At 62.0% G+C, this 20322-nt stretch carries 16 protein-coding genes and 1 pseudogene; 3 read left to right on the top strand and 14 right to left on the bottom strand.

Annotation, left to right across the window (positions count from 1 at the left end):
* Positions 1 to 339: 339 nt before the first annotated feature.
* Positions 340 to 1173, bottom strand: coding sequence for a phosphatase PAP2 family protein (locus KW838_RS10385; protein WP_218501041.1), 834 nt, complete (start codon positions 1171 to 1173; stop codon positions 340 to 342).
* A gap of 31 nt (positions 1174 to 1204) precedes the next feature.
* Positions 1205 to 1876, bottom strand: coding sequence for a histidine phosphatase family protein (locus KW838_RS10380; RefSeq protein ID WP_218501040.1), 672 nt, complete (start codon positions 1874 to 1876; stop codon positions 1205 to 1207).
* A 260-nt stretch (positions 1877 to 2136) separates the two neighbouring features.
* On the opposite strand from KW838_RS10380, the pseudogene KW838_RS29870 reads away from it, so the two are divergent.
* Positions 2137 to 3198, top strand: a pseudogene (locus tag KW838_RS29870) (methyl-accepting chemotaxis protein); the annotation flags it as partial.
* Positions 3193 to 4056 (top strand): methyl-accepting chemotaxis protein, encoded by an 864-nt coding sequence (locus KW838_RS29865; protein WP_371317832.1) that lies wholly within the window; start codon positions 3193 to 3195, stop codon positions 4054 to 4056. The pseudogene KW838_RS29870 and the gene KW838_RS29865, both read left to right, overlap by 6 nt.
* 124 nt (positions 4057 to 4180) lie before the next feature.
* On the opposite strand, the gene KW838_RS10370 is transcribed toward KW838_RS29865, so the two are convergent.
* The 8 genes from KW838_RS10370 to KW838_RS10335 form a co-directional block, all read right to left on the bottom strand.
* Positions 4181 to 4600, bottom strand: coding sequence for a type II toxin-antitoxin system VapC family toxin (locus KW838_RS10370; RefSeq protein WP_218501038.1), 420 nt, complete (start codon positions 4598 to 4600; stop codon positions 4181 to 4183).
* Positions 4597 to 4842 (bottom strand): plasmid stabilization protein, encoded by a 246-nt coding sequence (locus KW838_RS10365; protein ID WP_007973186.1) that lies wholly within the window; start codon positions 4840 to 4842, stop codon positions 4597 to 4599. The genes KW838_RS10370 and KW838_RS10365 overlap by 4 nt, the downstream gene beginning before the upstream one ends.
* Before the next feature lie 87 nt (positions 4843 to 4929).
* Positions 4930 to 6303, bottom strand: coding sequence for a DUF1329 domain-containing protein (locus KW838_RS10360; RefSeq protein WP_218501037.1), 1374 nt, complete (start codon positions 6301 to 6303; stop codon positions 4930 to 4932).
* A gap of 140 nt (positions 6304 to 6443) precedes the next feature.
* Positions 6444 to 8399 carry a DUF1302 domain-containing protein gene (locus KW838_RS10355; RefSeq protein WP_218501036.1) on the bottom strand — a complete coding sequence of 652 codons (1956 nt, stop codon included), beginning with the start codon at positions 8397 to 8399 and terminating at the stop codon, positions 6444 to 6446.
* A gap of 41 nt (positions 8400 to 8440) precedes the next feature.
* Positions 8441 to 9742: a phospholipase gene (locus KW838_RS10350; protein WP_218501035.1), complete on the bottom strand. Its 1302-nt coding sequence runs from the start codon at positions 9740 to 9742 to the stop codon at positions 8441 to 8443.
* A gap of 216 nt (positions 9743 to 9958) precedes the next feature.
* Complete coding sequence (locus KW838_RS10345; RefSeq protein WP_218501034.1) at positions 9959 to 11527, bottom strand: FGGY-family carbohydrate kinase; 1569 nt, start codon at positions 11525 to 11527, stop codon at positions 9959 to 9961.
* A gap of 20 nt (positions 11528 to 11547) precedes the next feature.
* Positions 11548 to 13137 carry a glycerol-3-phosphate dehydrogenase/oxidase gene (locus KW838_RS10340; protein WP_218501033.1) on the bottom strand — a complete coding sequence of 530 codons (1590 nt, stop codon included), beginning with the start codon at positions 13135 to 13137 and terminating at the stop codon, positions 11548 to 11550.
* Between the two features lie 5 nt (positions 13138 to 13142).
* On the bottom strand, positions 13143 to 14738 hold the full coding sequence (locus KW838_RS10335; RefSeq protein WP_102698904.1) for an FAD-binding oxidoreductase: 1596 nt from the start codon (positions 14736 to 14738) through the stop codon (positions 13143 to 13145).
* Positions 14739 to 14948: 210 nt separating this feature from the next.
* Between KW838_RS10335 and KW838_RS10330 the strand changes: the two genes are divergently transcribed.
* Positions 14949 to 15977 carry an AraC family transcriptional regulator gene (locus KW838_RS10330; RefSeq protein WP_102698905.1) on the top strand — a complete coding sequence of 343 codons (1029 nt, stop codon included), beginning with the start codon at positions 14949 to 14951 and terminating at the stop codon, positions 15975 to 15977.
* 19 nt (positions 15978 to 15996) lie between these two features.
* Here the strand turns inward: KW838_RS10330 and KW838_RS10325 are convergent, their stop codons facing one another.
* From KW838_RS10325 to KW838_RS10310, 4 genes are all read right to left on the bottom strand, one after another.
* Complete coding sequence (locus tag KW838_RS10325) at positions 15997 to 16365, bottom strand: glyoxalase superfamily protein (RefSeq protein WP_008047543.1); 369 nt, start codon at positions 16363 to 16365, stop codon at positions 15997 to 15999.
* Positions 16366 to 16599: 234 nt separating this feature from the next.
* The gene (locus tag KW838_RS10320; RefSeq protein WP_218501032.1) at positions 16600 to 18057 is read right to left on the bottom strand and encodes an amidohydrolase family protein; all 1458 of its coding nucleotides are present in this window, start codon (positions 18055 to 18057) and stop codon (positions 16600 to 16602) included.
* Position 18058: 1 nt separating this feature from the next.
* On the bottom strand, positions 18059 to 18919 hold the full coding sequence (locus tag KW838_RS10315; protein ID WP_007973204.1) for a MurR/RpiR family transcriptional regulator: 861 nt from the start codon (positions 18917 to 18919) through the stop codon (positions 18059 to 18061).
* Positions 18920 to 18933: 14 nt separating this feature from the next.
* Complete coding sequence (locus KW838_RS10310; protein ID WP_102698907.1) at positions 18934 to 20283, bottom strand: gluconate:H+ symporter; 1350 nt, start codon at positions 20281 to 20283, stop codon at positions 18934 to 18936.
* Positions 20284 to 20322 lie beyond the last annotated feature (39 nt).

Genomic DNA, 20322 nt, shown 5'->3' with positions numbered 1-20322 from the left:
TTGCCCGCCCTCCCGCGGGCTTTTTTTTTGGTTGTTTCGGGGAGCATACCTATCCATTTCTGCGGTAACGGCCGCCTATGGTTGCGCTTTTACAGCACCGCGAGGCGAGCTAACGCTCGACCTCGTTGTTTGGTGGTGCACGCGTTCCCCTGTAGGAGCTGCCGAAGGCTCGGGCCGCGTTCGGACGATCTTTTGATTTTGCGATCTGGAGATTGCTGAAGATCAAGATCAAAAGATCGCAGCCTTCGGCAGCTCCTACAGATATTTCGTTATCTGTTTTCCCTTGGGATTCCCCCAAGCCGAGGCATCTGTGCGCCGCGGTGCAGTTGTTACGCCCACTCAATTCACTGGCTGAGTCTCAGCCACCGGCACCGGTTGTTGCGCTTTGGAGAACACCGGTAGTTCCAGCCTCGCTCGCCCGTAAAACGCCAGTGCCGTCAGCAAACACGCCAGCCACACGAAGATCCCGGCCCAGAAGGTGTGGGACATGTAGTGCCAGCCTTGCAGCACCCGCGTTGTGCCATAGATGAAACCGAGGGTCAGCGATCCGTACATGATCGCCTTGGAATAGCGCCAGCGATAACGGCGAGCCACGAAGTACAACGCCAGCATGGTGAAACCGCCCGAGGCATGTCCGCCCGGCCAGCAGCGACCGTCACCGGCGACTTTCAGCAGGTCGAAATTTTCATACCACTCAACGTGCTGCATTTTGCCGCCGTACAGTGTCGTCTCGATCGGGCAATACACGCTGGTGTGGCCTTTGAGGTAGTGAATGACCCCGGTGCTGATGGAAAACGCGAACACCACGTAGAGAAAGTCGCGACGGTGGCGGTTGGCAAAGCGCAGTACCGGTGCCACTTTGATTTTTTCCAGGAAGGCGATGATTTTCGAGTGCTTTTCAGCCTTCAGGCGCGGCCAGAGAAACGACAGCAAGGCACCGATAATCGCAATTTCGCCGGTCCAGTTCGGGATGATCCGCGCCCATTTGTGGGTGATTTTCTCGAACAGGTGGACCTGGTCCAACGGGTACGTCTGCGTCACCGGATCAAAAAAGTAATTGTTGAAGGCGATGTCGATGCGGGTCATGTCGAACATCAGGAACACCACGGCTGCGCAGGCCAGCGGAATACCAAAGTTCACCCAATAAAAGCGGTAGCGGGAGGCAGTCTGCATGCTCAATCCTGATTCAAAGGGAGGGTGAAGTTCAACGGGGTGTCACCGTGGGCCAATCCGATGCTTCGATAAAACCCAGCATGCGCGGACTGTTCGGCGTTTCGGCGGAGATAAACAGAGACGCTCCATAACCCAGGGTCGACGTGGTCAAATCGAGGTCCTTTTCCAATTGCGCCATGCATTCGCTGTGGGTCACCAGAATCAGGTTACGTCCGGCCACCTTGTGCGCCAACGCGTCACGCAGCATGGTGCCCTTGCAACTGATCAACCAGTCTTCGCCCGTGCCGGCCTTGTTGAACATGAAGCCGGCGGTCTGCGCCGTACGCAGGATCGGGCTGTGGTAGATATCGGACTTGTCCAGGCCCAGGTTACGGAAATGCGCCCCGACATTTGTGGCAATACTGCGCGAACGCTCGGTAATGCCATCGTTGCCGATCAGGCAGGCAGCCGAAGAGTGATCGCAGCGTTCGACGTGGCGCACCAGCACGATCAGGTCGCCCTTGGCCCACCCCTTCATCAACGCCTGTGCACCGCGCACATTGCCATGAGCCAGGTCCGGAACGGTGGCCGGTCGCAGTAAAAACACCGTCAACGGGATCACCAGCAGCGCCGAGGCCAACACCACCGCAGCGTTGCGATAGCGGGCGAAGCGCTTCAGATCGATCGAGCGTTTTATCCCGAAAAGACTCAGTCTTAATTCCACATCAAGCCGCCTCGCCGGCACGCACTACCTCATTAGATCCCCGGAGGTTAAAGAAGCGTGCGTCGGTGGCGGGTGAAACCCATGTGAAAAAAAGCTTAAAAACGCTGTAAAAACCTTGTTACAGAATCAGTTTGGAAAAATCCTTTCAGCTCCCGCCATTGCTGCCGATACATCCTGCTTACACAGCTTGGCGGCCCCCAAAAAAAACAATCTTCCAGCCAACCGACGAAAAAGTAGCACTACGTTCCTGGAGGAATTTGATGAATAGCTGGTTCGGCAACATCAGCGTGAACCTGAAACTGGGCCTTGGATTTGGCCTCGTGCTGGCACTGACCTGCGTCCTCGCCCTGACCGGCTGGACCAGCCTGGGCGGGTTGATCGACCGCAGTAACTGGATGAGCGACATCACCCAGCTCAACGCCGGCCTGACCAAGCTGCGCGTGGTTCGCCTGCAATACATGCTGACCAACGGCGACGAAACCGCCGCGCAGGGCGTGCAGACCACCCTCGACGCCTTCTCGGCCCAGCAACAGGCCCTGCTGGCGAAGTTCAAGAGCCCGGAAAACCTCAAGCTGCTCCGGGAGCAGGGCACCGTGATCGACGCCTACAGGACGTCCCTGGGCAAAATGCGCAACGCTTATCGCGCCGGCAACAGCGCCCGCGACGCCATGAGCGTCAACGCCGAAACCGCCAACTCGCTGATCAATGACATCAACACCCGCGTGCAGCAAATGCCGCTGAGCGACCAGCGCTTCGAACAGTTCCAGGCCATTACAACGGCCAAGGAAGCGTTCCTGTTGGCGCGTTACGAAGTACGTGGTTACACCGCCACCACCAATACCGAAACCGAGCAAAAAGCAGTCAGCCAACTGGACGCCGCCATCGCCAGCCTGAAACCGCTCAACGCGCATTTCGCCGACGCCCAGCAAGACGCCCTGCGTCAGCTGGAAACCGCGCTGGGCAACTATCGCAGTGCCTTGCAGGCCTACAAGGCCGCCAGCAATGACGCAGTGCAGGCGCGCAAGGAAATGACCGACCAGGGCGCCGCCATCGTGTCCCAGAGCGATCAGCTGTATCAGATCCAGCTCGACCGCCGCGACGCCGAAAGCGCCCGGGCGCGCACGCTGCAACTGATCAGCACACTGTTGGCATTGTTGGTGGGCATCATTGCCGCCGTGGTCATCACGCGCCAGATCACCCGTCCATTGCGCGAAACCCTGGCGGTGGTCGACCGCATCGCCAGCGGCGACCTGTCCCAGAACGTGCTGGTCACCCGTCGTGACGAACTCGGCGTGTTGCAACAAGGCATCGCACGCATGGGCGTGACCCTGCGCGACTTGATCAGCGGCATCCGCGACGGCGTGACCCAGATCGCCAGCGCCGCCGAGGAACTGTCGGCCGTGACCGAACAGACCAGCGCCGGGGTCAACAGCCAGAAAGTCGAGACCGATCAGGTCGCGACCGCCATGCACGAGATGACCGCCACCGTGCAGGAAGTCGCGCGCAACGCCGAAGAGGCTTCGCAAGCCGCTGCGGCGGCGGACGGCGAAGCCCGTGAAGGCGACAAGGTGGTCAACGAAGCCATCGCCCAGATCGAGCGCCTGGCCAGCGAAGTGGTACGTTCCACCGAAGCCATGAGCGTGCTGCAACAGGAAAGCGACAAGATCGGCAGCGTCATGGACGTGATCAAAGCCGTGGCCGAACAGACCAACCTGCTGGCGCTCAACGCCGCCATCGAAGCGGCCCGCGCCGGTGAAGCCGGTCGTGGTTTCGCCGTGGTGGCCGACGAGGTCCGCGGCCTGGCCCAACGCACGCAGAAATCCACCGAAGAAATCGAAGGCCTGGTGGCCGGCCTGCAGAACGGCACGCAGCAAGTGTCCGCCGTGATGAACAACAGCCGCGTCCTCACCGACAGCAGCGTGGCCCTGACCCGCAAGGCCGGCGAGTCACTGGAGAGCATCACCCGCACCGTGTCCAACATCCAGTCGATGAACCAGCAGATCGCCGCGGCTGCCGAACAGCAAAGCGCCGTGGCCGAGGAGATCAGCCGCAGCATCATCAATGTGCGCGATGTGTCGGAGCAGACGGCTGCAGCGAGCGATGAGACCGCCAAGTCCAGCGTTGAACTGGCGCGCCTGGGTGGTCAATTGCAGCAGATGGTGAGCCACTTCCGCGTGTGATGAATTCAGGCTCGCCCTGTAGGAGCGAGCTTGCTCGCGATGGTGGTCAACGATAACGCGTGCATTCTGAATGACCGCGGCGCTGGCAAGTTCTTCGCGAGCGAGCTCGCTCCTACAGGGGAGCTCAGCTCATCCAGGGATCTATCACTTCAACACCGCTGAACTCGAAATCTCGAACATTGCGGGTGGCTATTGCCGCCCCATGGCTTCGGCAAGTGGCGGCAATTTGCGCATCTGCCATTGAAACCGCACGCCCATTTGCCTCAGCACCTGCCGTCAGCGCTGCGTACTCAACTGCGGCATGAGCATCGAACGGCAAAATGCGTCCGGCAAAGTCCTCTTCGAACATGGCCATGGCATGGGCTTCAAGTTTTTGTTTGCGCTTGCCAGATGGAAGGCGCGCGATTCCGTGAAGTATTTCTGCCACCGTCACCGCACTGACTGCCAGATCCATCGCTGGCTGCGCATCAACCCAGGCAAGCACCCGGCTTTCAGGCTCGACTCGCATAAACTCTGAAAGAACGTTGGTATCGAGCACTATCATTCAGAAAAATCCACCGCCGTTGCTTTCTCTGAACGCTCTGGCAGATCAAGCTCGACTCCCCCCAGAGTGCTGAAACGATTGCGGATCCTGCTTCCAAGTCCACCGGCGCGATCAACCGTCGCCAAGGCCCTGCCCAGAATCAGGCGAGCCTCTTCTTCCATGGAATGTCCGTTATGAGCCGCTGTGATGCGCAGTTGCTCCTTGAGCTTCTCATCAAGGTTTCTAATTGTGATGCTGGCCATGATGCCCCCTGCAATCAATGAAATCATTGATTGCAGGCTAGCACATCCTGGCAAACCAAAACCCGGCAATCTTCCGAATGGCCAATATCACCGCGTCCCACGCTGGCGCAATGCCGACGGCATGAAGTACGCGTCTTCCGGCACCGGTTGGGCGAAGTCCACGGTGCCCTGCTCTTCGTTATCCAGATTCTGCACGTAGTAACGACGCGCCTGCAGGTCATGGAAAACGTCCAGCGCACTCCAGGTGGTGGGCAGGTCGTAGAAGTTTTTCAGGTAGGCCATCGACACCCGCCACAGCTCCCCTCGCCCGTCATACTGATCGACCAAGGCGGCACCCCAACTGTCCTCGTCGAGAAACAGCACGCGCTTGGAATAGATATGCCGCGCGCCCGGTTTGAGCGTGCCTTCGACCACCCAGACCCGGTGCAGCTCATAACGGGTGTACTGCGGGTTGAGGTGGCCCGGTGTGAGCAACTGAGCGTACTTCACCTCAGGGCTGCCGACTTTGTAGTTGTTGTAGGGAATGTAGACCTCTTGCTTGCCCTTGAGCTTCCAGTCGTAGCGGTCCGGCGAGCCGTTGAACAGGTCGGTATCGTCCGCCGTGCGCAGGCCGTCGGATGAGGCGATCGGGGTGTCATACGCGAGGTTCGGCGCCCGGCGCACACGGCGTTGGCCCGCATCGTAGACCCAGGCCTGACGCGGGTCCTTGAGCTGGTCCAGGGTCTCGTGAACCAAGGCCGCACCACCCGCCAGGCGGGCCGGGCTCTTCACGAACGCCAGGTAGTAAAACAGGATGTTTTTCAGGTCGGCGAATTGCCCGCCCGGGCGGTAATAGTTGAAGAGCCCCTCCTGCTGCGAGGTCACAAGCGCGAAGCTGCCGTTGCGTTGCACCGGCGCTTCGGAGGCACGACGGACCACATAGATACCGCGATAACGGGTGATGTGGTTCCACAGTACCTCGACCCCATCCTTGGGCACCGGGAACGGCACACCGCCATAGGCATCGGCAAAACCGCTGCCGCCATCGAGCAGCTTGGTCGCGGTCGCATTCTTCAAGGTGTTGTCATACAGCCACTGCGGCGCCGAGCCAGAGCGGCGTGAGGGATAGACCGGCATCTGGAAGGTGTCGGGGTAGCTATTGAACAGGGCGATCTGGCCCGGGCTGAGGTGGGCCTTGTACTGTTCAAGGTTGGCCTTGGTGATGGTGAACAGCGGCTTGTCCGCCGCATACGGGTCCAGGTGATGCTGGCCTGGCTTGTAGCCCGCCGGTGCCTGGGTGATGCCGCCAGCCCAGGCCGGAATGGTCCCGGCGGCGTTGCCGGCACGCTCGGCGCCCATTGGGGTCAGGGTGGTTTTCAGTTGTTCGGCCAGCTGGGGCGTGACCGCGGCCAGCGCGCTGCCGGCGGCCAGGCTCAGGAACAGCGCCAGCGTGGTCTTGGTCAGTCGTGGTAAGTCAAACATGGACGTTCTCCGAAATACACAAAAGATCCAATGTGGGAGCGGGCTTGCTCGCGAAGAGGGCGGCACATCCAGCACAGGTGTCACCTGATACACCGCTTTCGCGAGCAAGCCCGCTCCCACAAGGGGGTTGTGCGCAACAATCAAAGGAAGTACTTGAGGTTGAAGCCGATGTTGTCGCGGTCACGCAGGCCGTTGTCCTGCCCGCCGCCATAGAACTCGGTGTATTGCAGCTCGGCCTCCAGCCTGTTCTGGTAGTTGGCCTTGATCCCCAGGGTGTAGGCCTTGCGGCCCTCGATGACGTTGCCCGCCTGATAGCTGTTGCCCTCGAAGTCATCCTTGTAGACGACATAGGGCGAGACGTTGACCCCGGCATACACGTCGTTCCAGGTGCCGTTGAGCATCGCGGTGTAGCTGTAGGAGTTGCGGTTGACCTGGTCGTCGCGCTCGCCACCGGACACATAGGAAAAGTTACCGGTGCCCGCGTAGTAACGGTTGCTGCCGTCATAAGCGGTGTATTGCAGGCTGCTGCCGCGCAGGTGCTCGGACGCCAGCTCGAATACACCGAACATCGAGTCGAACGACAGGCTCGGGCCAAAGTTGTAAATGGTGCCCAGGGACGTGTTGAACGCTTCCACCCGCTCGGCGTTATTGATCTGGCTGTCGAGCGTGACCTGCTGCCCGCCGATGTTGATGGTCTGGCCGCCTGCCGCTGCAGCGGCGCCGTTGGCCAGGTCGCCGATCAGGTCGTTGGTGGCGGCGATCCCGATGGGCAGGTTCGGCCGATAAGCCACTTCACCGAACACCGACGCCTGGCCCAGGGTGGTGTTGAAACTGAAGCCGTACATGCGGATGTCTTCGGCGTAGCGCCGGTGCGCCTGAATATTGCCCAGCACATCCACGGTCGCCAGGCCGTTGGCCAACTGCCCCGCCTGGCTGCCGGCGACACCGGTCAACAGGTTGGTCAGGGCATTCATGTCGATGCCCTGGTACCCGCCCAGATCGGCGGAAATGGTCGGTTCCTTGGCGTGGTAGTTGACCATGTACAACCCGAACTCGGTGCTGTTGAGTGCTTCTGCGATGTAGCGAAAAGCGAAACCGAACTGGCCGTCGTTGCGCGCGTTGAAATCCTTGCCGATCGTGGCCACCTTGACGGTGTTGCCAAAGGTCGGGGTGACCCCGTTGGCATACAGGCCGGTGGTGCTCAGGGCCTGGTTGAGCAGCGGGTTGTTGCCCAGCGCGCTGTACAGATCGATCACGTTGCCGAAGCCAGGCACCGGGGTGTCCAGCGCGGTACCGCTGAAGTTGTTGTAGGCGGTGTTGCCGCCGTCGGCGAACAGGTCCGTCTGCGAGTAGAACGTGCCGACCGGGTCGATGCGGGTTTCCTTCCAGTTGGTCTGGTAAAAGCTTTCCATGGTCAGGCTGTCGGTCAGGCCGATGTTGAAGCTGAGCGCCTCTACCGGGACCAGCACTTCCTTGACTTCGGCACCGGGCAAACGGTACTTGGCCGCATCCACCGGGTTGGTGGTGTTGATCCCGCCACGGTAGAAAATCCCCTCGCCCCAGTTGAACACCTGGCGCCCGATACGTGCGGTGACTGGCATCTGCGCCACGTCCCAATTGCCATAGAGGTAGGCGTCGAGCAACTCCACCCGGCTGCCGGCGATATCGCGGGTCTGGCTGGTGAAATGGTCGTCCTGCGGGTAACTCTGACTGGGTTGCGACGGGTTGTTGTTGTCGTAGTAATCGTTGCGCTTGTCCATCAGTTGGGTGTCATAGAACGCAGTACCGCGCACGAACATCCCGTAGTTCTGATAGTTGGCCTCGAGCTCCGAGGTGATCTTGTACACCTCGGAAACCAGCCCGGTGTCGAAGTTGCGATTGCCGTCGTTGGTGTTGACGTCGTCGTTGTTCTTGTCCCGGCCCTGGACCCGCCACAAGCGGCCATAAGACAAGGTACTGTCGAATGAACCGGTGACCTGGTTGTCCAGCACGCTGAACTCCTCGGCCTGCACGCCGTCGACCGCGCACAGTTGCAGCAGCCCTGCCAGGCCCACGCCGGGAAGCGCCGCGCCAGACAGGCGAAATCGAGTGCTCATGATCTTTTCCTCTTTCCCTGGATTTATTGTTGTTGTGTGCGTTACTGCGAGGGTTGGCGCGCCAATCCCGCACCGGCATAAATCCGGCTGTGCGCGCCGAAATGCCCCAGCAATGTGAACAGCTGTCGGTTAAGTGCCGGATGGTCGAAGTCTTCGCGCTGCAGTTGATTACCGCGGCTGAAATCGCCGGTGATCGGTGCCGTATCCAGCCATTGGCCGATGGCTTCATCGAACGCTGCGGACGCGTCGACGGACTCGGCACTCACCACTTCGCGCAGGTAGTCCACCGAGTACGGCGGGTATCGGGCGTCCTGGGCAGAATCGGTATAGGCGTCGAGCATCGGATGGGGCTGGCCCGTGCGCAGCAAACGACGCAACCAGCTCGACTGATACTTCTCCACTTCCATGTGCCGGGTCGCAACACGTTCTATGGACGCCTGCTTGTCGGCCGCGAAACCGGCCAGTGCCTTGCCTTCCAGCAGAAGAAGACTGGCGAGGTCGACACCGGGCAATGGCTTGGCGTGATAAGGCTGGGTCAGGTCCTGAATGTGGTGCAGGCCCCAGCCGAGAAAGCGATAACCCCAATATGGATGGCCGGTGGCAAAGGCCAGTCGCGCCAATCCCATGTATTGATAGGCGCGCCAGTCGGGCCAACTGCGTTCGAGAAATCCGGCAGCGGCGTACACCACCGGGCTTTCATGGAAGAACCCCATGTGGAACGGCGCCTGGGAGCTGTACTGAAACCGCGCGTCACCGAAGGGCTGTGGGCCGAAGCCGTACAGCACGCCGACATCGCCGGGGTTGTCGCTGAACAGGTTGATGTCATGGCCGTAATCCGGCTCATCGGCGGCGCTGGCCAACACGGCCAGGGGCGCGACTTTTTCGTTGTCGGACACGCGGATGAAGCGCTGGCGATTCCACGGCGAAAGGGTCTGCTCGACCATGACCTGCTCGGCCTTGAGGTGTTCACGCTCGGGTTGATCCTTGCCCGGCATCGGCTGGATGACCATCGCCAGATGAATCTGTGGATTGATGCGCAGTGCGGTGAGGAAGTCGTGGCGCAGATTGTCCCCAGGCACGGCTGGCAATCGCAGGTTGTCGGGGCGCGGCGGGTACTGGGCGAAGTGCTCGCGGGCGAAGCGCTCCTGCTCGTCGAGCAACGCGCTCACGGCCTCGTATTGTTGCGAGAGAAACTGTTCCAAAGGCTCGACTTCGACCTGCGGTGCATCGCGCAAGGCCGGCAGGTCCTGCAACGCCAGGTAGCTGCCCACCGTATGGTTGGACCAGCCCCACGCCATCGGCGCCGTTCCACAAAGCAGCAACAGGAGGAATGTCAGCTTCATTGCCTGGTTCTTATTGGATGTGCAGTGAGGGTTGAGCCTAACAACCGACCCTGCCCCTGACACTGTCCAATCTCACCAGAAAAGTTCTCCGATAGCGCCACATGCACGCGGCCTATGGATTCCCCCTGTAGGAGCTGCCGAAGGCTGCGATCTTTTGATCTTGCTTTTAAAAGATCAAAAGATCGCAGCCTTCGGCAGCTCCTACAGGGGGGGCTTTCAGGCGGGGTAACCGGTGATTTTGCGGATGCTCTGGTACAACGGCTTGAGCTGTCGATACATGCGCAGGTAGACCTCTTTGTACAGTCGCTCATAGACCTGTTGCGCCTCGGGTTGCGGCAGGAAGACCGCACCGACCCGCGTCATGGCGGCCATCGCCGTGGGGAAATCCGCGTACAGCCCCAGCCCCACCGCGCAGCAAATGGCCGCGCCCAGGCCGGAGGCTTCGTAGACATGCGGACGCTCGGCCGGCAGGCCGAAAATGTTCGCCGTGAGTTGCATCGCGGCATCACTCTGGGAGCCACCACCGGCGACACGCAAGCGCGTGACGGAGACCCCCGAACGCTTCTCGATCTTCTCCATGCCCTGGCGCAAGGCATACGCCAGGCCTTCGAGGATCGCCCGGTAAATGTGCGCGCGGGTATGCACGTCGCCGAAGCCGATCATCGCGCCCTTGGCTTCCACACCCGGCTCGCGGATGCCGGGCGACCAGTAGGGTTGCAGCATCAACCCCATGGAGCCCGGCGGCACGGCCTCGACCAGCGCATCGAAGAGCTGCTCGGGCTCCACGCCCTGGGCCTTGGCCTGCTGCATTTCCCGCAGGCCGAACTCGTTCTTGAACCAGCTGACCATCCAGTAGCCGCGATAGATCATCACCTCGCAGTTGAATTGATCCGGCACCGCCGACGGGTAAGGCGGTATCAACGGGACGATTTCCAGGTAGCGCGAGCGGGTGCTGGTGATCGTCGCCGTGGTGCCGTAGGACAGGCACACGGTGCTGGCGTCGACGACACCGGAACCCACGACTTCGCAGGCCTTGTCGGCCCCCGCGGCAATCAGCGGCAGCCCCTCGGGAATGCCGGTGTGGCGGCTGGCCTCGGCGCTGATGTAGCCGAGGATTTCACCGGGCTTGTGCAGGCTCGGCAGTTGCTCGGGACGCACCGCCAGCGCCTGCCATTTCCAGTCGGTGGGTGCGGCCCATTTCAGGCGTTTGAAGTCGAAGGGCAAGTAACCGACGCAACAGCCCACGGAATCGACAAAGCGACCACAAAGACGATGGGTGAGAAACCCCGAGAGCAGCAGGAACTTGTCGGTCGCCGCCCACACCTCAGGCTGGTGGCGGGCGATCCAGTTGGCCTCGGCCTGGGCGCGGAAGTAGTCCACCGTGGCTTGCGCGCCGACCAGTTTGAACAACCAGCCCCACGGCCCCTTGATACCGCCTTCGACTTCGCTCTGACGCTGATCGAGCCACAGAATGGCCGGGCGCAAAGGCTTGCCCTGGGCGTCGACGTTGATCACCGTGCCGCGTTGGGTGGTCAGGGACACGCCGGCAATCTGCGAGCGATCGATCCCGGTTTGCTGCCACACCTGCTGGCAGGCTTCACCCAGCTTCTCCCAGTAATACTCCGGGTCTTGCTCGGCCCACCCCGGTTGTGCCGAGTAATAGGCCTGCAACTCGACCTTGCCCTTGCCCAGCAGATTGCCCTGCAGGTCGAAGAGCAGCGCGCGCACGCTCTGGGTGCCATTGTCGATGGCCAACAGGTAACGCTTGTTCGGGTGGTTATCCATGGAGCTCTCTTCAATGGGCATCAATGCGTGGCATCCGGCAATCCGTGATGGCGTTGCCACAACGCCCGATATCGCTGTACCTCCAGCTGCCAACGCTCATCGTCCCAGCCCAGTCGTGGCTGGCAGAGTTGGCGAATGGCCGCGAAACAATCCTCGCCGCCACGCGGCAGCAGCAGGCCCAGGCGGGTGCGGCGCAGCAGCAGGTCATCGAGATGCAGAACCATTTCCGCCTCGCAGGCAACGGCCAGTTCCGCCCACAAGGTGTCCGTGCTGCCTACCGTTTCATGGCCCAATCGGGCGATCAGTTGCGCCAGCCTCGGCAGGTCACGACCATGCCGCCCGGCCAGGCGCCGCCACTGGCTGGCGCTGAGCCCCGGTATCGCCAGCGGCGGCACGAAGGCGAACACCGGCGCGGCATCATCGTTGAAGGGCCGTTCGAGCATGCTCGCGCAGGCCCTGAGCACTTCGATCGCCTGCGGGCGAAAGGTGGTCAACTTGCCGCCGGCCAGGGTCACGCAACCCGGTTCCTGCCACAGCACATGCTCACGGGTTTCATTCGACGGTTTGAGTTCACCCGCCACGTTGCCCACCACCGGGCGCACGCCCGACCAGGTCGACAGCACATCGGCTGCAACCACTTCAGCGCCGGGAAATTGTTGAGTACAAGCCGCCAGCAGATAATCGAGTTCCTCAGCGCTGATACTCGCGCTTTGATCCAGATCCTCGCGATGATCGAGGTCCGTAGTGCCGACCACCGTGGCACCCTCCCAAGGGAAAACGAACACCGGTCGACGGTCACGCTCATGCAGGAAGGTGAAGGCTTGCGCCACGGGCAGGCGCCAGCCCGGCAACAACAGATGACTGCCACGCAACGGGCGCAACTGGCGAGGCGCATCGGGCAGGCGCAAGCGCTCGGCCCACGCGCCGGTGGCCACGGCCAACACCCCACAACGCACTGTCAGTGATCCGCCCCCCTCGCAGTCTTCGACCTGAACCCCGCAAACGCGCCCCTCCTCACGCAGCAATTGCTGCACGCGCACGCCGTTGAGCACCACGGCGCCGTCGGCCCGGGCCTCGCCCAATACGCGTATCACCAAGCGGGCATCATCGGTCAGCGCATCGACAAAACAGGTGCCGCCCAGCAGGTCATCTTCCTTCACCCCGGGGGCCAGATACCGCAGTTGCTGCGCGTCATGAAAGTGATGGCTGCGCCGCCCGGCCAACGCGTCATAGATGGACAGCAATCCACCCAGCACCCGCGGTCCGGGAAAACCGCCACGGTAATGCGGCATCATGAAACTTATCGGCTCGACCAGCCCCGGCGCTTCGTCCAGCAGCCTCTGGCGTTCACGCACCGAATCGCGGGTCAGGCGCCACTGGCCCTTGGCGATGTAACGCAAGCCGCCATGGACCATTTTCGAAGAGCGGCTGGAGGTGCCCCAGGCGAAATCGCGCTGCTCCAGCAGCAGGCAACGCCACCCTCGGCGCGCGGCTTCGCGCAGGATGCCGGCGCCGCTGATGCCGCCGCCGATGACGATCAGGTCCCAGGTTTCAGCCGCCAGCGTCGGCAGCACCTGCTGACGCCACGCCGCGTTCCAGTCCAGGCTCATGGCCGTCACTCCTGCAACAGCGTGCCAGGGTTCAGTCGCCCGGCCGGATCGAAGTGCCGACTCAGTGCCTGCAGGGTGTCCATCGCCAGCGCGCCCTTCTCGCGCATCAGGTATGGCGCGTGGTCCTTGCCCACGCCATGCTGGTGACTGATGGTGCCGTGGTTGTCGACGATGGTCTGGCTGGCCGCCTGCTTGAGTGCCTGCCAGCGCGCCAGGGTGGCGGGGTAATCCGCCGCCGGGCGAAACACGTAGGTGGTGTAGATGCTCGACCCTTCGCCGTAGACGTGGGACAGGTGGGTGAACACGTGGACCCGCTCGCCTTCCGCCGCCAAGGCGTCACGCAAGCTGTTTTCGATCAGGGTGAGCAGGTTATCGACGTTGCTCCAGTCGGTGGCCGTTTCCAGGGTGTCGACCACGTAACCGGCGTTCCACAGGTTCTCGCGCAGGTAGGGAAAGCGGAAGCGGTTCTGCGCCCACTTCTTGCCGAGCAAGGTGCCGGTAAACACCCCGCCGAACGCCTTGAGGTGCTGCCGGGCCTGACGCAGGGACAGCGCATTTTGCCGACGGTTGCCGGTCACGCCGAACGTCAGCAGGCATTTGCCCTCACCGGCGCCGCGTAGCGCCAGGTACTTTTCCAGCCAGGCGATCTGCTGCGGGTGACCGGCCAGCGCCAGCTGGGTTTCGGTTTCCACCGCGTTGGACAGGCGCAGCATCGACAGCGGCACCCGCGCCTGGGCCAACTGGCGGATGGCTTGCAGCGCCTTGGGCCAATCGGGCAGGAACACACCGTAGAAACGTTCATCGGCGGGCAGTGCGCTGACCCGTACCTTCACCTCGGAAATGATCCCGAAACGGCCCTCACAACCCAACACTACTTCGCGCAGATCGGGGCCGGCCGCCGAGGCCGGAAAGGAGGGAATGTCCAAAGGTCCGGCAAAGGTTTCCAGGGTCCCGCCGGCGAACAGTTGCTCGATTCGCCCATAACGCAATGACTGCTGGCCACTGGAACGGCTGGCGACCCAACCGCCCAGGGTCGACAGCTCCCACGATTGCGGGAAGTGCCCCAGGGTGTAACCACGGGCGCGCAACTGACTTTCCACCTGCGGGCCACTGGTGCCGGGGCCGAAGGTGGCCAGCAGGCTCTCTTCGTCGAGGTCCAGCAGGCGACTCATGCGGGCCAGGGAAACCGTCACCACCGGCCGCGCGGAACTCGGCGGGTTGATGTGACCGGCCACCGAGGTGCCGCCGCCATAGGGAATCAGGCACAGGTCCTGTTCATGGGCGAGCAGCAGTAAACGGCGAATCTGCTCAGCGCTCGTGGGATAGGCCACGGCGTCGGGATAATTGCCCAGCTCGCCCTCACGCAACGCCAGCCAGTCCGGCAGGCTCTGGCCGCGAGCATGCAGCAAACGATCATGGGCATCCACGCTGTACAGGAAGTGTTGCTGCAACCGCGACGGGGGCACGCGGGCCAATGCCGTCTCAAGCGTCGCATCGGGCAGCGCTCGACCGTCACCTACCCGCCGGGCGAGAAAACTCGCGCCCTGGGCCGGCAGCTCGACCACCGTGGTTGCATCTCCCCAGCCGTTCCAGCGTCGCATGCGTGTGTCCTTTTGCGGTTCTTATCAGTGATATTTCAGGCCCCCATACTAGTCAGCCGCCGGAAAGTGTCACGGTCGCATCGGGCCAGTTCGAGTAGCCAATTGAGTCAAACGTCGCGCAGGCGTCAGCCATTTACTTTAGCCGTGGTTTCAAATTACCTTTCAGGGCATTCATCCGCGCACGCGGGCCTTGATCAAAGGAATACGATCATGCAATCCCTGGGCTTCACCTCCGTTCCGCCGCTGCTCAAATACCTGCGTCATGCCGAACAACTGGGCATGGCCATCGAGCCTGCGTTGACGGCTGCCGGGTTGCAGGCACAGCAGTTGAGCGACAACAGCCTGCGGTTGCCCGGCGAAGCCCATGAACGGCTGCTCGATTATTTCTGCGAACACTCGGGCGATCCGTTGTTCGGTCTCAACGCCGCGCGTTTTGTGTTGCCCAACTCCTGGAGCGTGCTGGGTTACATCACCATGAACTGCGCGACACTGGGCGATGCGATGAGCCGCATCATGCCGTTCGAGAAGCTGGTGGGAGACATGGGTGTCAGCCGCGCCGAGGTGCAAGGCAGCGATGTGCACCTGATCTGGACCTGCCGCCATCAACGCCCGCGAATTCGCCGGCACCTGGTGGAAAACGTGCTCGGCTCCTGGCTGCAATACGCGCGCTGGATCGCCGACACGCAACTGTCGCCGGCCGCCGTCTGGCTGGAACATGCCTGCCCGGCCGACACGACGCTGGCACAGTACGAGCAGTTCTTCGACTGCCCGGTACTGTTCGACCAGCCTTATTCGGCGCTGATTGTGCCGTTGCCGTATTTGCAGTTGCCCTTGCGCCAGGCCGATGCGCAATTGCTGCGCACGCTGGAAGAACATGCCCAGGGGTTGATGGCCACACTGGAGGACGCGTCGCTGGAACAGCGGGTCAAAAGCATCCTGCGCCAGCTGCTCAAGGAGGGCCTGCCACGCAAGGAGCAGGTGGCCGAGCATCTCGCCGTGTCCGTGCGCACGCTGCAACGCCAGCTGCATCAGGCCGGTACGTCGTACCAGCAGATCCTCGATGACCTGCGCCAGGAACTGGCCGAGCATTACCTGCTCAACAGCACCCTGCCGATCCAGGACATCGCCCAATACCTGGGTTTCACCGAACCCCGCTCGTTTCACCGCACGTTCAAAAGCCGGCGCGGGATGCCGCCCGGCGAGTTTCGCCAAACCCACCGGGTGCCGAACGAAGGCTGAAGGCTCAGGGGTTGAAGGTTCAGAGGCTGATCGCGTTGGTGAACACCAACCGATTGCCGAACGGGTCGGCGATGGTCATGTCCTGGCTGCCCCAGGGCATGGCCTGAATCTGTGGATGGGAAAACCTGTATTCCCTGGCCAGCAATTGCTGTTGAAACTGCTCCAGCTCATCCGTCTCGATCCGCAGCGCAGAGCCCGGTGCGCTGTCGCCATGGTGTTCGGACAAGTGCAGCACACAATCGCCACGGGAGATTTGCAGGTACAGCGGGAAATCCGCTTCAAGTCGATGCTGCCAGTCGATCTTGAAACCGAGGAAGTCGACGTAGAACTCCACTGCCTTGGCTTCGTCGAAAATACGCAGGACCGGAGTGGTTTTGCCGAAGCTCATCGGATTGCTCCCAGACAATGAAAGACCTGTAGGAGCGAGCTTGCTCGCGATGGTCGTTAACGATGACGCGTCTCTACTGGATAAACGCGGCGCTCTTTTGTCCATCGCGAGCAAGCTCGCTCCTACATAGACGTACCGACCCGCAATGGTAGTCGGGTTTGATGTCAGTCCTTCGGCGCGGAAATGCCAACCTTTAATCTCAAAGTGCCATCACTGTGACGCAATCCGCGAAACTCACTGAAAACCCGTGCGCAAATCCCCTTGCCGCGCCAAAAACCGCCCTTCCCTGCGTCCGTTGGCCTGGCCATCGCGGTAACTCAACACACCGTTGACCCATACGCCCTCGATGCCTTGTGCTGCCCGCTGCGGATCGTTGAAATCAGCCACATCACGAATGGTCGCCGGATCGAACAACACCAGGTCCGCCCAATGGCCTTCGCGGATTTCACCGCGTTCCTTCAAACCGAAGCGTGCCGCCGACAGCCCGGTCATTTTGTGCACGGCGGTGTGCAGCGGGAACAGTCCTACGTCACGGCTGAAATGTCCGAGCACCCTGGGGAATGCGCCCCACAGACGTGGGTGTGGGAACGGGTCTTCCGGCAAGCCATCGGAGCCGACCATCGACAGCGGATGCGCGAGGATCCGGCGCACATCCGCCTCATCCATGCCGTAGTACACCGCACCGGCCGGTTGCAGTTGGCGGGCGGCATCGAGCAACGACAGGTTCCATTCGGCGGCGATGTCCATCAGGTCGCGGCCGCCCATCTCCGGGTGCGGCGTCGACCAGGTGATGGTGATGCGGTGGGCATCGGTCACCTGCTTGAGGTCCAGGGTCGATGAACTCGCGGCATACGGATAGCAATCGCAACCCACGGGGTGCGATTTCGCTGCTTCTTCCAGGGACGCCAGCAACTGCGGACTGCGCCCCCAGTTACCGGCTCCGGCACATTTGAGGTGGGAAATGATCACCGGGCTCTGCGCATGGCGACCGATCCGGAACGCCTCGTCCATGGCCTCCAGCACCGGCTCGAATTCACTGCGCAAATGGGTGGTGTAGACCGCGCCGAACGCGGTCAACTCTTCGGTCAGTTGCATCAGTTCTTCGGTCGACGCCGAGAAGGCGCTGGCATAGGCAAGGCCGGTGGACAGGCCCAACGCACCGGCCTCAAGGCTCTCGCGCAGTTGCTCGCGCATCGCGCTGATTTCATCAGCCGTGGCAGTGCGGAACAGATCGTCGAGGTGGTTGCTGCGCAACGCGGTATGACCCACCAACGCGGCGACGTTCAGCGTGGTGTTCGCCGCTTCGACCGCCGCCCGATAGTCGCGGAAGGTCGGGTAAACGAACGCCGCCGCCGTGCCGAGCAGGTTCATCGGGTCCGGCGGATCACCGCGCAAACTCACCGGTGAAGCACTGATCCCACAGTTGCCGACGATCACCGTGGTCACGCCCTGGCTGAGCTTGGGCAGCATCTGTGGTTGGCGAATGACCACGGTGTCGTCATGGGTGTGCACGTCGATGAAACCCGGCGCCAGCACATGGCCCTGTGCGTCGATTTCTTCATTGGCACGGGCATCGCGCAAGTCGCCGATACGCTCGATGCGCCCGTTGAGAATCGCCACGTCGGCGGGGTAACCGGGGCTGTTGCTGCCGTCGATGATCAGGGCGTTGCGAATCAGCGTGTCGTACTGCATGTCAGTCTCCCAGCGGCAAGTGATCGTCGCCGCCGCGGTATTCGTCGAGGGCGAGTTTGATCCGCCGCAGACGTTCTTGATTGTCTTCAGGGTTGGCCAGGGCCAGCTCGGTGGCGAGCACATCGATGGCCAGCAGCATGCCGTAGCGCGCCGCCGTGGGTTTGTAGATGAACGAGGTTTCGGCGCTTTGCAGCGGTAGGACGATGTCGGCCAGTTGCGCCAGCGGCGAGTCACCGCGAGTGATGGCCAGGATGCGCGCGCCGTAGTTGCGCGCCAGCTCCACCGTTTCAATCAGTTCCGGGGTGATCCCGGTCAGCGAGCAGACAATCACCACCTGTTCGGCGCTGAGGCTGGCGGCGGTGACGCGCATCATCACCGCATCGTGGCACGCCGTGATCGGATAGCCCAGGCGCACCAGGCGCACTTGCAGTTCATCGCTGCACAGGGTCGAGCAGCCGCCCATGCCGAAGGCGTGGATCATCCGCGCCTTGCCCAGCAATTTTACCGCATCGGCGAAACGCGACTCATCGAATGCCGCCAGGTGCTGGCGCAAGGTCGATTCGATGTCACCGACGATCTGCCCGTAGAACGCCGACTGCTCGGGGGTACCCGCCGGGTCGAGAAACCGGCTGCCGACACCGCTGGCCTGGGCCAGTTGCAAGCGCAAATCACGCAGATCCTTGCAACCGACCGTACGGGCGAAACGCGACAGCGTGGCGCTGCTGACCTCTGCCCGCAGCGCCAGTTCATCGAGGCTGGCGGAGGCGGCGAAGCCTACGTCGTCGAGCATCAGGCGGGCGATGCGTCCTTCACCGGCGCTGAAGGAATCCTGGCGGGCGCGGATCTGGTAGAGGATGTCCATGCAAGTGGCTCCGGCTAAATCAGGTAGGAAAGGCCAACGGTCAGGCCGAAGGCAATGACCGAGATCAACGTCTCGAGCACGGTCCAGGTCTTGAAGGTTTGGGCAACGGTCATGTTGAAGTATTCCTTGATCAACCAGAAACCGCCGTCGTTAACGTGGGAAAAGATAACCGACCCGGCACCTGTCGCCAGCACCAACAGCTCCGGATGGGGATAACCCAGACCAATGGCCACCGGTGCGACCACGCCTGAAGCGGTGGTCATGGCCACAGTGGCAGAACCGGTGGCGATGCGCATCAGCGCAGCAAACAGCCAGCCCATCAACAGCGGCGACAGATGAAATTCGTGGGCCAGGCCGACAATCTGGTCGGTGACGCCGGCGTCCACCAGAATCCGGTTCAGGCCACCGCCGGCGCCCACCAGCAGGGTGATGCTCGCGGTCGGCGCCAGGCATTCGTTGGTGAACTTGAGGATCGATTCGCGGTTGAAGCCCTGGGCCAGGCCGAGGGTCCAGAAGCTCAGCAAGGTGGCCAGCAACAGCGCGATCACCGAGTTGCCGATGAACAGCAGGAACTGGTTGAAACCACTGCCCGGTGTGGAAATCAGATTGGCCCAGCCGCCGATCAGCATCAGCACCACCGGCAGCAGGATGGTCGCCATGGTAATGCCGAACCCCGGCAGGCTGTCGCGGGGTTCACGCTCGAGGAATTGGCGCTCCAGCGGGTTTTCCGCCGGTAATTGAATGCGCGGCACGATGAACTTGGCGTACAGGGGACCGGCAATGATCGCAGTCGGAATGCCGATCAGGATCGCGTACATCAACGTCTGCCCCACCGACGCCTGATACACCTGCACCGCCAGCATCGCCGCCGGGTGTGGCGGCACCAGCGCATGCACCACCGAGAGCCCGGCGACCATCGGCAAGCCGACCATCAGGATCGACACGCCCACGCGCCGCGCCACAGTAAAGGCAATCGGCACCAGCAAGACGAAACCCACTTCGAAGAACAGTGGCAGCCCGACCAGAAACGCGATGGTCACCATCGCCCAATGCGCGTTCTTCTCGCCAAAACGGTCGATCAAGGTCCGCGCCACCTGCTCGGCGCCGCCGGACTCGGCCATCATCTTGCCGAGCATGGTGCCCAGCGCCACCACCAGTGCGATGTGCCCCAGGGTTTTGCCGACACCGGCCTCGTACGCCCCCACCACGCCGGACGGCGGCATCCCGGCGACCAGCGCCAGGCCAAGGGAAATCAGGGTGATGACAATGAACGGATTGAGCCGGTAACGGGCGATCAGAACGATCAGCGCGATGATGGCAACGGCGGCATACACCAGCAGCCAATAGCCGAAGGACAGGGTCATGCGGTACTCCTCGAGAGGGTCACGTCGAAATATTTGTGA

The sequence above is a fragment of the Pseudomonas sp. PDM27 genome (assembly GCF_019219205.1).
Taxonomy (GTDB): Bacteria; Pseudomonadota; Gammaproteobacteria; order Pseudomonadales; family Pseudomonadaceae; genus Aquipseudomonas; species Aquipseudomonas laurylsulfatiphila.
The sequence above is the reverse complement of the archived record's forward strand: the minus strand, read 5'-3'. Positions and strand labels throughout refer to the sequence as shown.

What these genes read in the sequence shown, in the direction of transcription:
- KW838_RS10385 (WP_218501041.1), bottom strand. Translation starts at nt 1,173, where the DNA reads ATGCAGACTGCCTCCCGCTACCGCTTTTATTGGGTGAACTTTGGTATT.
- KW838_RS29865 (WP_371317832.1), top strand. Translation starts at nt 3,193, where the DNA reads ATGGGCGTGACCCTGCGCGACTTGATCAGCGGCATCCGCGACGGCGTG.
- KW838_RS10370 (WP_218501038.1), bottom strand. Translation starts at nt 4,600, where the DNA reads ATGATAGTGCTCGATACCAACGTTCTTTCAGAGTTTATGCGAGTCGAG.
- KW838_RS10365 (WP_007973186.1), bottom strand. Translation starts at nt 4,842, where the DNA reads ATGGCCAGCATCACAATTAGAAACCTTGATGAGAAGCTCAAGGAGCAA.
- KW838_RS10360 (WP_218501037.1), bottom strand. Translation starts at nt 6,303, where the DNA reads ATGTTTGACTTACCACGACTGACCAAGACCACGCTGGCGCTGTTCCTG.
- KW838_RS10355 (WP_218501036.1), bottom strand. Translation starts at nt 8,399, where the DNA reads ATGAGCACTCGATTTCGCCTGTCTGGCGCGGCGCTTCCCGGCGTGGGC.
- KW838_RS10350 (WP_218501035.1), bottom strand. Translation starts at nt 9,742, where the DNA reads ATGAAGCTGACATTCCTCCTGTTGCTGCTTTGTGGAACGGCGCCGATG.
- KW838_RS10345 (WP_218501034.1), bottom strand. Translation starts at nt 11,527, where the DNA reads ATGGATAACCACCCGAACAAGCGTTACCTGTTGGCCATCGACAATGGC.
- KW838_RS10340 (WP_218501033.1), bottom strand. Translation starts at nt 13,137, where the DNA reads ATGAGCCTGGACTGGAACGCGGCGTGGCGTCAGCAGGTGCTGCCGACG.
- KW838_RS10335 (WP_102698904.1), bottom strand. Translation starts at nt 14,738, where the DNA reads ATGCGACGCTGGAACGGCTGGGGAGATGCAACCACGGTGGTCGAGCTG.
- KW838_RS10330 (WP_102698905.1), top strand. Translation starts at nt 14,949, where the DNA reads ATGCAATCCCTGGGCTTCACCTCCGTTCCGCCGCTGCTCAAATACCTG.
- KW838_RS10325 (WP_008047543.1), bottom strand. Translation starts at nt 16,365, where the DNA reads ATGAGCTTCGGCAAAACCACTCCGGTCCTGCGTATTTTCGACGAAGCC.
- KW838_RS10320 (WP_218501032.1), bottom strand. Translation starts at nt 18,057, where the DNA reads ATGCAGTACGACACGCTGATTCGCAACGCCCTGATCATCGACGGCAGC.
- KW838_RS10315 (WP_007973204.1), bottom strand. Translation starts at nt 18,919, where the DNA reads ATGGACATCCTCTACCAGATCCGCGCCCGCCAGGATTCCTTCAGCGCC.
- KW838_RS10310 (WP_102698907.1), bottom strand. Translation starts at nt 20,283, where the DNA reads ATGACCCTGTCCTTCGGCTATTGGCTGCTGGTGTATGCCGCCGTTGCC.